Origin of the sequence: Amycolatopsis sp. cg5 (assembly GCF_041346955.1) — a bacterium.
GTDB lineage: Bacteria > Actinomycetota > Actinomycetes > Mycobacteriales > Pseudonocardiaceae > Amycolatopsis.
Window position 1 is genome coordinate 878,937 of the sequence record NZ_CP166849.1, and the last position, 11,357, is coordinate 890,293.

Consider the following 11,357-nt stretch of genomic DNA (forward strand, 5'->3'; position numbering starts at 1 on the left):
ATGACGATCACCGACTTCTTCGACGCGAAACTGTTCATGAGCGCGACGATCACGTTGATCGTCATCATGGACCCGCCCGGCACGGTGCCGGTCTTCCTGAGCCTGGTCGGCCGCAAGCCGGTCGCGACGCGTGCGCGCGCCGCGCGGCAGGCCGTGCTGGTCTCGCTGCTGGTGATTTCGCTGTTCGCCGTCGCGGGGCAGGCGATCCTGTCGTATCTCGGCATCGGCATCCCGGCGCTGCAGGGCGCGGGCGGTTTGCTGTTGCTGCTCATCGCTTTGCAGCTGCTGACGGGTAGCAGCGGCGGTGAATCCGAAGCTGCGGGCGACGACGTGAACGTCGCGCTCGTGCCGCTCGGGACGCCGCTTCTGGCCGGTCCCGGCGCGATCGCGGCGACCATCGTGTTCGTGCGGCAGGCGGACGGCCACGTCGGCGCCTATGTGGCGCTGGGCTTGTCGATCCTGGTCGTGCACTTCTTCATTTATCTCTGCATGCGCTATTCCGGCGTGGTGATCAGGCTGATCAAGGAAAGCGGGATCACGCTGGTCGCGAAGATCGCCGGTCTGCTGCTGGCCGCGATCGCGGTCGAGCTGATCGCGAACTCGGTCAAGGGCTTCATCGCCGGAACCTAGGTCCTCTCCGAAAGTGTCGGTGGGTGTGCGTAGCGTTGGCGGCATGGACCAACTCGGGTTCGATTTCGGAGTCGAACAGCCCCGCAAACTCGTGAAGGTGACGCCCGCCAAGCTCGGCACCTTCGAGGACTGCCGCCGCCGGTTCCGGATGACGTATCTGGACCGCCCGCAGCCGCAGCGCACCGGCGCGTGGGCGCACAGCACGCTGGGCGCCGTGGTGCACAACGCGATGCGCGCGCTGTTCGACCTGCCCGCCGCCAAGCGTTCGCCGCAGCGGGCCGCCGTGCTGGTCACCGAGCAGTGGAAGGACAACGGCTTCGCCGACCCCGAGCAGGCGGCGCAATACCGGGCGCGCGCCAAGGGCTGGGTCACCGAGTACGTCGAGCGCCACGACCTCAGCGAGGACCCGATCGGCGTCGAGCGCTGGGTGTCCGCGCCGGTCAGCGGCAAACCCGGCGCCCAGCCGACGATGATCGTCGAAGGCCGCGCCGACCGCATCGACCTGCGCGAGGGCGAGCTCGTCATCGTCGACTACAAGACCGGCCGCCGCCCGCCGGATGACGACGACGCCCGCTACTCGCAGGCATTGGCGCTGTACGCGGTCGCCGCGTCGCGTACTTTGCGCAAACCCTGCCACCAGGTCGAGCTGCACCACCTGCCGTCCGGCACGGTCGCCACGGCCGAGCACAGCACCGAGAGCCTGCAGCGCCAGCTCAAGCGCGCCGAGGAGTCCGCCGAGGACCTGCGCACCGCGACGGATACCCTGGCAGCCGGTGGCGACGCGGAAGAGCTCTTCCCCGCCCGCACCGGAAAGCACTGCTCATGGTGCGATTTCCGGCCCAGCTGCGCCGCAGGCCAGCAGGCCGCCCCCGCTTCGCAGCCATGGGACCTGCTCGCGCCATGACCGGCCACAAGGAGAGGACGCGCTGGTGACGGAATCCGAGACGGCCACGCCGCCGCTGTCCTCCCCGGAGCCCGACGGCAAGCCGGTCCGCCTCACCGGCCGCTGGTGGCGCGGCCTGAGCGGCTCGGTCGCGGCAGGCCTCGTCCTGCTCGCGCTCGGCGTCGCCTGCTCGGGCGTGCTCAGCGTCTTCACCGAAGTCAACGGCCCCGGCGCGTTCTCGTTGTTCGGTCACCTCATCGCGGCCGTGCTCGCGTTGCTGGCCCAGCGTTACGCCGACACCCACCGCGGCAGGCCCGCCGCACTCGCCGCCCTGTCCGTACTCGCGATCACCGTCGTCGCGGTCTGGCTCTTCTGGTGGACCTAAAGACCTCGTGAGTGGTACGGCCGGTTCTAACCGGCCTAGACACTCACGACCCCTTTCAGCCTCGTCCGCGTTCGGTCGGCGATCCGCCGCCGCTTTCGGGTCGGCTGAGCGCACAAGCGCGGCGGTTTGGGTGACAGGGCGACCCTTGTCACCCAGAGCGTTGCAAGGGCGACCCTTGTCACGTGTCAAGGTGGACGAGCCCGAGCGAGTGGGGTCGTGAGTGGTATGGCCGGTTCTAACCGGCGAAACCACTCACGACCTCTTCAACCCAAGCCGCTGGTCTAGCTTTTTTGGCCGAGTTTGAGCCAGGTTCGCCAGAGCGGGATGAGCTGGGCGAGCAGCTCGGCCGGGTTTTCGGTGTTGGGGGAGTGCGCCGCACCGGCGACCTTCAGGAACGGGACGTTCAGGCGGCGCGCCATTTCCTGTTGCTCCGCGACGGACCAGGCGTCGTCGTGCTCGCCGGTGATGACCACGCTGGGCGTCTTGCCGAGCGCGAGCGTCAGCTCGTCGACGAGGTCGGGTTCGGTGCGCAGCCAGTGGCCCATGCCGAGCAGGCACGCAGGGTTCGTCGCCAGGAAACGCTTGCGGTAGAAGGCTTTCAGCTCGTCGTCGAGCGCGACCCAGCCGGGGAAGCGGGACTGCACGCGGTCGCGGATCGCGTACGCGCCCTCGACGTCGTTCGCGCGGAGCTGGGATTCGCCCAGTTCCAGCGCTTCCAGGCGCGGCAGGCTGGTGAGCGGGCCGGGGCCGGTGTCCATCAACGTCAGGCCCGCGACCTTGGCGCCCGCGAGCACGGCGCCGCGCGCGACCAAGCCGCCGTAGGAATGGCCGAGCAGGAACACCGGCTGGTCGAAGCCTGCGATCACCGACGCGACGATCGTGCCGAGCGCCCGTGGTGAGTACGCGGCCTCGTCGTCGGGACCCGGCGACTCGTACTGGCCGGGCAGGTCGATGGCGATGGCCTGGAAGCCGGCGGCCGCGAAACCGTCCAGCAGCGGCGTGAAGTCTTCCTTCGAGCCCGTGTAACCGGGCACGAGCAACGCGACGGCGTCACCGGGCGGCGTGCTGAGGTGGGCGATCGGCCCGTAGGGACTGGTGAACATCAGCGCAGTGCCGCCAAGGTGTTGCCGCGCTGCTCCAGCAGCACGGGGCCGACGGAAGACAGCCGGACCGGCCCGGTGTAGCCGCGGCGGTCGACGCCGATGGTCCGGACGGTGGACCCGTTGTCCTCGTTGAGCACCGCGAGCCCGCCCTTGATCGGCACCACCAGCTGCCCGGCGAACGTGCTGCCGGGGCCGGTCGCGCTGTCCAGCGTCCAGCGCGGGGTGAGGTCCTCGGCGGACAACGCCGTGGTCTTGGAGCCGGTGAACCAGTAGATCCCGTCCTGCGTGCGCGAGGTGATCATCGCGCCGCCAGGCGGGTCCTGCGCGAGGTCGGAATCGGGGAGCTGCAACGGGTACGCCGAACGCTGGTTGCCGTCCGCGCCGTAGATGACCAGCAGTTTCTGCTCCGGCAACGCGATCGCCGCGAAGTCGCCGGTCATCGCGATCACCTTGGCCGACCTGCCCGCCAGCACCGAGCTGAACACGACCTTGGGCGCGTCGGCGTCGTCGCCGGTGTCCTTGAAGACGGTGAACCGGTCGGCCGGGTCGCCGGCGCAGCGCTCGATCACGCCGACCTTGCCGCTGCCCACCGCCGTCGAGCCGTACGTGCAGCCGGTGCGCGGCTGCCGCTGCGGGTTCACGATGGCCGGGACTTCGCCGTACTCCATGCTCTTGACGAGGTCTTCGCGCCAGACGTTGAGCAGCTTCTTGCCGGTCGTGGTGGTGTGGTTGCCGTCGACCAGCAGCTGGGTGCCGAGCTCGGCGTCGCCGTTGCGCTGCGCGGTGCGGCGCCCGGTGCCGGGGTCGAGCTGGGTGACCTCGCTGCAGCCGGTGTCCTTGCGGTAGGCCGCGTTGACGCGGGAACCCGCCAGCGCGACCGTGCACAACGGCAGGTCACGCGCGTAGTGCCAGCGGATCGCGCCGGTCTGCGGGTCCCGGCCATCGACCTCGCCGCCGTCCGCGGTCACCACCGAGTTGCCCTCGCCGATCGGCACGGGCGTGGCCGAACTGGGCGCCTGCCAGATCTCGGTGAGCGAACCGGGCACCGACTGCGGCGGCTCCGAGAGCCCGGCGGGCGGCTCGGCCATCGTCGAACTCGTCGCGCGGTTGTCACTGGTGAGCCAGTTGACCAACGCCGCGACCAGCACGGCCACCGCGATGCCCAGCGCGATCAGCCGATCCCGCTTGCGATTCCACGGCGACTTGCGCGCCTTCACCGCGTGCTTGGGCGCCGCGCGCATCGCACCTTGGTTGGCGAGCACGTCCTCGATGCCGTAGTCCAGCACCGGCAGGTCGTGCCGATGCTTGCCGCCTTCGTTGCCACCCGCAAAGGGCTCGCTCACGCCGTCTCCCCGCGCACCAGCTGTTTCGCCGCACTTCCGGCTGAGGGTCTCAGCCGGAAGTGCGCATAAAACTACTCTGCCGAAGCGGGTGTTTCGGTGCTGTTTGATCCGGCGCCCGCGGGACGGCGGCGACGACGGCGGCGAGCGGGACGCTCACCGGTCTCGCCGGTCTCCTTCTCGGCGGCTGCCGGGCCGGACGCTTCAGCGGCGGGCTTGGCGGCGGCGCTGCGCGTGCGGCGACGCGTACGCGTCTTCGCCTCGCCGGACTCAGTGCCTGCCTCGCCATCGCCGGTCTTCGCGGCGGCGTCGGCCGCCTCGATCTTGGCGGCCGCGTCCGCACCACCGCGGGTGCGCTTGCGCGGGGCCCGCGTGCGCTTGCGGGGCGCTTCCTCGTCGGCCGAGGCGGCGCCGGAACGACGGCCGCGGCCACGCTTCTTGCCGCCGAAGTCCTCTTCGACCTCGGCGCCGAGGCCCGCGCGGGTGCGCTGGCCCAGCGGCAGCCTGCCGGTGGTGCCCTCGGGGATGCCCAGGTCCTCGAACAGGTGCTTCGACGACGAGTACGTCTCGACCGGCTCCGGCTTGTCGAGGCCGAGTGTGTCCGAGATCATCTTCCAGCGCGGCTCCTCGTCCCAGTCGACGAGGGTGATCGCGACGCCGGTCTTGCCGGCGCGGCCGGTGCGGCCGATGCGGTGGACGTAGGTCTTCTCGTCCTCGGGCGTCTGGTAGTTGATCACGTGGGTCACGTCGTCGACGTCGATGCCGCGGGCGGCGACGTCGGTGGCGACCAGCACGTCCACCTTGCCGGAGCGGAACGCGCGCAGCGCCTGCTCACGGGCGCCCTGGCCGAGGTCGCCGTGCACGGCCGCGGCGGCGAAACCGCGCTCGACCAGCTCGTCGGCCACCTTCTGCGCGGTGCGCTTGGTACGGGTGAAGATCATCGACAGGCCACGGCCCTCGGCCTGCAGCGCGCGGGCGATCAGCTCGGGCTTGTCCATCGAGTGCGCCCGGTAGACGAACTGGGTGGTGCGCTCGTGCACCGCGCCGGCGTCGTTCTCCTCCGCGCGGATGTGCGTCGGCTGGGTGAGGAAGGTGCGGGCCAGCGTGATGATCGGGCCGGGCATGGTCGCCGAGAACAGCATCGTCTGGCGCTTCTCCGGCACCATCCGCAGGATGCGCTCGATGTCGGGCAGGAAGCCCAGGTCCAGCATCTCGTCGGCCTCGTCGAGGACCAGGCCGCGGATCTTGCCGAGCACCAGGTGCTGCTGCTCGGCCAGGTCGAGCAGGCGGCCGGGGGTGCCGATCACGACGTCGACGCCCTTGCGCAGCGCCTCGATCTGCGACTCGTAGGGGCGGCCGCCGTAGATGGCGAGCGTGCGGATGCCGAGGTGCTTGCTGGCGCCCTTGAGGTCGTTGGTGACCTGGACGCAGAGCTCACGGGTCGGCACGACGACCAGCACCTGCGGGGTGCCGTCGCCGGGGGTCTCGACGCGGTGCAGCAGCGGGACGCCGAAACCGAGCGTCTTGCCCATGCCGGTGCGTGCCTGGCCGATGAGGTCGTCGCCCGCCATGGCCAGCGGCAACGTCAGCGCCTGGATGGCGAAGGTGCGTTCGATGCCCGCCTCGGCGAGCGCCTTGACGATCTCCGGCTTGACGCCGAAGGACTCGAAGGTCGGGGCTTCGGGCTCGACGGGCGCGCCTGCCTGCAGCGGGTGCGAGGTGTCGAGCATGGCCGGTCCGCTCTCACTGTGCTCGAGCGCCACCGGGTCGGTTGATTGTGCGGTCAGGGTGATCAGCCTCTCTCATGCCAGCGCGCACTGCCTGGTCACTACTCGACACTCGACCGCGCCGGTTCCGGGCTCGCGGGAATGCCTTATCGAGGCGTGCACGCACATTGTCTCCGCAGCTCACGACGGCTTTTCGAAGGTCGCGGCCCGGCTACGATGTGCGTAGGAGCCTGGCCGTCGAGGTGCGGGTACTTTAGTCAAATACCCACGCAGTGTACCTGGTCAGGCCTTTTGCGACAGTCGTAGGCGCGCCGAACCTCGAGTGGGATCCATCTCTGGTCAGGCCCGATACCCTCTCCGACGTGACCGAGGCACGAGAAATCAACGAAGGCGTCGTCGACCTGCTCGGCGTGCTGGCGTATGGCGAGCTGTCCGCGTTCGACCGGATGGCCGAGGACGCGCGCACCGCGCCCGACCTGGCCGGGCGGGCCGCGCTGGCGTCGATGGCGGCGGCCGAGATCGGGCACTACGACCTGTTGAAGAAGCATTTGGCCGGTTATGGCGTGGCGATCGAGTCCGCGATGCAGCCGTTCATCAATCACATCGACCACTTCCACCAGTCGACGGCGCCCAACTCGTGGCTGGAGTCGCTGGTCAAGGCCTACGTCGGCGACGGGCTCGCCGCCGACCTCTACCGCGAGATCGCGCACTGGCTCGACCCCGACACCAAGGACCTGGTGCTCAGCGTGCTCGCCGACACCGGGCACTCCGCGTTCGCCGAGCGCGAAGTCGCCGCGGGCATCGAGGCCGACCGGCGCGAGCGCGACAAGCTCGCGCTGTGGGGCAGGCGGCTGCTGGGCGAGGCGTTGACCCAGGCCCAGTACGTGGTCGCCGAGCGCGACGGGCTCGCCGAGCTGATCATCTCCGGATCCGGTGATCTGGCGGGAATCGCGGGGCTGTTCCGGCGGTTGCAGCAGGGACACACCAAGCGGATGCAGGTGCTCGGACTCGGCTAGCCTTGTCCTGGTACGCCACTCGAAAAAGCGGAGGTCACACGTGGAGGTCAAGATCGGCATCAAGGAGACTCCGCGAGAGCTCGTGGTCTCCAGCAGCCAGTCTCCCGACGAGGTCGAGAAGCTGGTCGCCGACGCGCTGAAGTCCAGCGACGGGATCTTCCGTATCGATGACGAGAAGGGCCGCAAGTACATCGTGCCCGCCGAGCGCATCGCCTACATCGAGATCGCCCCGTCCGACGTGCGCAAGGTGGGTTTCGCGGTCGGGTCCTGACCTGCGCTGACGTAAATCACAGCGCGCGCAACGCTGGGATTCAGGTCTCTCTCAGTTTCAACCACCACCCTTCCGGGGAATGGTTTTCGGTGGAGCTGACCGAGAGACGAGGTGGACGACGTAACCGTCTTGGCCGATCGCGCGACGGGCGTGCACGACACGCCCGTCGCCCCGGTTACCCAGCAGACAGTCCGGTTGACCGGAATCGACGTCGCGCGCGGCCTGGCCGTGCTCGGCATGTACGCCGTGCACGTCGGGCCTGATCCGGCCGCCGGCGGCTACGCGAGTGTCTTCCGGGTCTTCGAGGGCCATTCGGCCGCGCTGTTCGCCGTGCTGGCCGGGGTGTCGATCTCGCTGATGTCGGGCGGGCGCACCCCGAAGTCCGGCCGGGCGAGAACCACCGTGATGCTGCGGCTCGGCACCCGCGCCCCGCTGCTCATCGCGCTCGGGCTTTGGCTCACGAACCTCGACACCGGTTATCTCGTCATCCTCGCCTACTACGGCGTCTGCTTCCTCTTCGCGATTCCCTGGCTCCGTTTCGGCGTGAAAGTGCTGGCCAGTGCCGCTGTCGTGGCGGCGGCCGTCTTCCCGTTCATCTCCTTTCTCATTCGAGCGCAGATCGAGCCGCGCGGCCTCACCTTCCTGCCGCCGGATCTCTCGCTCGAAGACTTCGGCTCATCCGCCGCTTTCCTGCGCGGGGCCGTCATCCTGATCGTCACCGGTACCTTTCCCGCGCTGAACCTGATGACCTACATCTTCGCCGGGATGGCGCTGGGCCGAATGGACCTCGGTTCGGCGCGAGTGTGCCGCCGTCTCTTCTTCGGCGGGGCCGCGGTGGCCGCGCTCGGCTATCTCGTCTCGTGGATCGCGACCGACCTGCTGGGCGGCATGGACGCGATCTACCGCTCGCTCGGCGCCGAGGCCGCGCAGTACGGCATGTCGCCTGAGCAGCTGCTTTCGCTCAACCAGACTTGGATCCACGGCACCCCGCCGACCACGACGCTCGCGTGGCAGCTGCTTCCGACCGGCGCGTCGTACACGCCGTTCGACTTCGTCATCTCGATCGGGATCGCGGCCGCGGTGATCGGCGGCTGCCAGCTGGTCGCCGCCCGGTTCACCCGTGCGGTCCGGCCGCTGGCCGACCTCGGCGGGCGCGTGCTGAGCGCGTACGTGCTGCACTTCGTCGCGATTTCGCTGCTGTGGCACGAAGGCGAGGAGGGCGTTTACAGCCTGGCGCACTTCCTCGAGTTCTCGGCCGTCGCGATCCTCGCGGCGATGGCCTGGCGCAAGTGGATCGGCCGTGGCCCGCTCGAATGGGCGCTGCACCAGCTCTCGAACTGGCCGAAGTACCTACTGCCCGCCCCCGTTCCAGCCAGACGCGGTTAACACCGCCTCCGCCGTCCGCCGCGCCATCCCGCGCAGCGGTTCCGCGCGGACGACCACGCGCGCGCCCGCGCCGTCGAACACCATGGTCAGCTGGATCGCGAGCAGATCGGCATCGGCGATGCCCGCCTGCTCGGCTTCGCGCTGGAAGAAATCGGTGAGGCTCTGCTTGTGGCGTCGCGCGACGACGCTCGCCGGATGCTCGGGGTCCTTGAGCTCGAAGGCCGTGCTCACGAACGGGCAGCCGCGGTAGGTGTCCGTCTCCGACGCCGCGTCGAGCTGCTCGAAGACGTAAAGGACCCGCTCGTAGTGCGAACGGCCGTCGCCGGCAGGCGGCAGGAGCCTGGTCTCGTAGTCGGCCGCGATGCGATCGAGGCTGGCGGCCATCACCTCGTCCTTGGTGTCGAACAGCTGGTACATCGACCGCTTCGACACGCCCGCCGCCTTGCACAACGCGTCGATCCCGATGTGCACGCCGTCCCGGTAGAAGAACTCCGCGGCGGTGTCGAGCAGTCGTTCACGGGTCGGTGCCTTGGTCATGACCTGAGCATACGTCGAAACCTTGCGCTTGGAAACAGATCGGTTTACCTTGGAGGAAACCGATCTGTTTCCTAGTTGAGGAGAAGCTCATGACCACGATCCAGGGCGCCACCGTAGTGGTCACCGGCGGCGGCCGAGGGCTCGGAAAAGCGCTGGTGGACGACTTGCTGGCCAGGGGAGCGAAGAAGGTCTACGCCACCGCGCGCTCGCCGAAGCCGAGCACTGACCCGCGCGTCGTGCCGCTCGCGCTGGAGGTCACGGACCCCGCTTCGGTGGCCGCGGTCGCCGAAGCGGCTCAGGACGTGACCGTGCTGGTGAACAACGCGGGCGTGTCCAATTCGGCGTCGTTCCTCGACGGCACGGTCGACGACGTGCGCGCCGAGTTCGAGACCAACTTCTACGGCCCGCTGCACCTGATCCGCGCGTTCGCGCCGATCATCGAGCGCAACGGCGGCGGCCACGTGCTCAACGTGCACTCGGTGCTGTCGTGGATCGGGCTGACCGACGGTTACAGCGCGTCGAAGGCCGCCGTGTGGTCGATGTCGAACTCGCTGCGGCTGGCGCTGAAGCCGAAGGGCATCGGGGTGACCGGCCTGCACGTCGGTTACATCGACACCGACATGGCCGCGCACATCGACGCGCCGAAGTCCTCGCCGGAGTCGGTCGCGAAGCAGGCGCTGGACGGCGTCGAGTCAGGCGCGCACGAAGTCCTCGCCGACGACCTGACCCGCCAGGTCAAGGCAGGCCTCTCCCAGGACGTCTCGGCCCTCTACCCCCAGCTCGCGAGCTGACAAACCAGGATAAAGCGGGCTTTACTCCGCGTAGTAAAGCCCGCTAAACCCCGGGGAGTAAAGCGGGCTTTATCCCGGGGAGTAAAGCGGGCTTTATCCCGGGGAGTAAAGCGGGCTAAATCTCGCGGGATAAAGCGGGCTTTATCGCAGGGAGTAAAGCCCGCTTTATCCCGGGTTTTCGGGGCGGGTTAGGCGTCTTCGAGCTCGGCGAGCGAGGTCGGGACGTGGAACGGCGGGGTGCTGCTGCCCATGATCCGGTAGCGGCCCCACGGGTCGGGGTCGGAGATCTCACCGGACGCCGACCCGTCCGGGATCCGGATCTCGGCGGACATCTTCTTGCCGCCCGCGACCTCGGCGATGCGGTCGTCGGCCTTGATGCGGCCGTACCAGCGGTAGAAGCCGTCGATCGGCTGGAAATGCCCGCGCAGCTCGACTTCGACCTCGTACTCGGTGCCGTCGAGCACCAGCACGGCCGCGCCGCGGTAACCGTCTTCGTCGTGCTCGCTCATTGGGCCTCCACGTTGTCACGAGCCTTGGTCAGCTGGATGACCTTGTTCTCTTCGAGCGGCAGGTTCGGGTCGATCACGACGCCGTGCTGCCTGGTGAGGCCGTCGATGGCGGCCCAGATGATCTGCGTGAGGTACTCGACGACGCTGTCGCGGCCCATCGACCGCCGGTCCAGCCACCATTCCCCGGTGTTCTGGACCATTCCGACGATCCCGTGCGCCCACGGCTCGGCCGCGCCGGAGTCCATGTTGAACATGCGCATGTAGTCGCCGAGCAGCGCGGTCAGCGCGGTCGCGATGACCTCTTTGTCCTCGGCCACGATGTCCGAGTCGACCGGCTTGTCCAGGAACGAGCCGCGCGCGAGCAAGCGGTACAGGTTGGGGTGCTCCTCGATCACGGTGAAGAACGCGTCGAGCGCCATCCGGATGCGGGGCACTGGCGCGAGCTCGGCGTTGATCGCCGGGATCAGGCGCTGGAACAGGATCTCGGTGCCACGCTGGCCGAGCGCGACGTACAGGTCGGCCTTGTCGTCGAAATGCCGGTACAGCACGGGTTTCGTGACGCCCGCCTCGGCCGCGACGTCCTCCATGCCCAGCTCGGGACCATGCTTGTCGAGCGCTCGCAGTGCCGCCTCCACGAACTCCGCGCGGCGCGCGATGCGGTGCTTGCGCCAGCGGTCGCGGCGGGCGTCGCCGGTCTCCTCGTCGCTCGCCGGGCGCTTGCTGGCCTGCTTGCTGTTGCGCTTGACACGTTCGATCACGGGAGTCATGCTACCAGAGGT

13 protein-coding genes are annotated in these 11,357 nt (G+C 68.9%); 7 read left to right on the forward strand and 6 right to left on the reverse strand.

Annotation, left to right across the window (positions count from 1 at the left end):
* From AB5J62_RS04475 to AB5J62_RS04485, 3 genes are read left to right on the forward strand one after another with little or no spacing between them, the layout of a single operon-like run.
* Positions 1-630: a MarC family protein gene (locus AB5J62_RS04475; RefSeq protein WP_370946838.1), complete on the forward strand. Its 630-nt coding sequence runs from the start codon at positions 1-3 to the stop codon at positions 628-630.
* A 43-nt stretch (positions 631-673) separates the two neighbouring features.
* Positions 674-1,534 carry a RecB family exonuclease gene (locus AB5J62_RS04480; RefSeq protein ID WP_370946839.1) on the forward strand — a complete coding sequence of 287 codons (861 nt, stop codon included), beginning with the start codon at positions 674-676 and terminating at the stop codon, positions 1,532-1,534.
* 25 nt (positions 1,535-1,559) lie between these two features.
* Positions 1,560-1,898, forward strand: coding sequence for a hypothetical protein (locus AB5J62_RS04485; protein ID WP_370946840.1), 339 nt, complete (start codon positions 1,560-1,562; stop codon positions 1,896-1,898).
* A 281-nt stretch (positions 1,899-2,179) separates the two neighbouring features.
* Here AB5J62_RS04485 and AB5J62_RS04490 read toward each other — a convergent pair whose 3' ends face one another.
* The 3 genes from AB5J62_RS04490 to AB5J62_RS04500 all read right to left on the reverse strand — a co-directional run bounded on the left by AB5J62_RS04490 (position 2,180) and on the right by AB5J62_RS04500 (position 6,071).
* Positions 2,180-3,001: an alpha/beta fold hydrolase gene (locus tag AB5J62_RS04490; protein ID WP_370946841.1), complete on the reverse strand. Its 822-nt coding sequence runs from the start codon at positions 2,999-3,001 to the stop codon at positions 2,180-2,182.
* The gene (locus AB5J62_RS04495) at positions 3,001-4,344 is read right to left on the reverse strand and encodes a hypothetical protein (protein WP_370946842.1); all 1,344 of its coding nucleotides are present in this window, start codon (positions 4,342-4,344) and stop codon (positions 3,001-3,003) included. The genes AB5J62_RS04490 and AB5J62_RS04495 overlap by 1 nt, the downstream gene beginning before the upstream one ends.
* A gap of 71 nt (positions 4,345-4,415) precedes the next feature.
* Complete coding sequence (locus tag AB5J62_RS04500; protein WP_370950177.1) at positions 4,416-6,071, reverse strand: DEAD/DEAH box helicase; 1,656 nt, start codon at positions 6,069-6,071, stop codon at positions 4,416-4,418.
* 359 nt (positions 6,072-6,430) lie between these two features.
* Here AB5J62_RS04500 and AB5J62_RS04505 point away from each other — a divergent pair, with 359 nt between their 5' ends.
* The 3 genes from AB5J62_RS04505 (at position 6,431) to AB5J62_RS04515 (ending at position 8,741) form a co-directional block, all read left to right on the forward strand.
* A complete protein-coding gene (locus AB5J62_RS04505; RefSeq protein WP_370946843.1) occupies positions 6,431-7,084 on the forward strand; it encodes a ferritin-like fold-containing protein in 654 nt (217 codons plus the stop codon).
* A 40-nt stretch (positions 7,085-7,124) separates the two neighbouring features.
* Entirely contained in the window at positions 7,125-7,355 is a 231-nt protein-coding gene (locus AB5J62_RS04510; RefSeq protein WP_370946844.1) for a DUF3107 domain-containing protein, read from the forward strand.
* Positions 7,356-7,466: 111 nt separating this feature from the next.
* Complete coding sequence (locus AB5J62_RS04515; protein ID WP_370946845.1) at positions 7,467-8,741, forward strand: heparan-alpha-glucosaminide N-acetyltransferase domain-containing protein; 1,275 nt, start codon at positions 7,467-7,469, stop codon at positions 8,739-8,741.
* Here the strand turns inward: AB5J62_RS04515 and AB5J62_RS04520 are convergent.
* Positions 8,706-9,278, reverse strand: a complete 573-nt coding sequence (locus AB5J62_RS04520) for a TetR/AcrR family transcriptional regulator (protein ID WP_370946846.1) — start codon at positions 9,276-9,278, stop codon at positions 8,706-8,708. The two genes, AB5J62_RS04515 and AB5J62_RS04520, sit on opposite strands and share 36 nt — an antisense overlap.
* A gap of 89 nt (positions 9,279-9,367) precedes the next feature.
* Between AB5J62_RS04520 and AB5J62_RS04525 the strand changes: the two genes are divergently transcribed.
* Positions 9,368-10,069 (forward strand): SDR family oxidoreductase, encoded by a 702-nt coding sequence (locus tag AB5J62_RS04525; RefSeq protein ID WP_370946847.1) that lies wholly within the window; start codon positions 9,368-9,370, stop codon positions 10,067-10,069.
* Between the two features lie 188 nt (positions 10,070-10,257).
* Here AB5J62_RS04525 and AB5J62_RS04530 read toward each other — a convergent pair whose 3' ends face one another.
* A complete protein-coding gene (locus AB5J62_RS04530) occupies positions 10,258-10,578 on the reverse strand; it encodes a DUF4873 domain-containing protein (protein ID WP_370946848.1) in 321 nt (106 codons plus the stop codon).
* A complete protein-coding gene (locus tag AB5J62_RS04535) occupies positions 10,575-11,345 on the reverse strand; it encodes a TetR/AcrR family transcriptional regulator (RefSeq protein WP_370946849.1) in 771 nt (256 codons plus the stop codon). The genes AB5J62_RS04530 and AB5J62_RS04535 overlap by 4 nt, the downstream gene beginning before the upstream one ends.
* Positions 11,346-11,357: the final 12 nt, after the last annotated feature.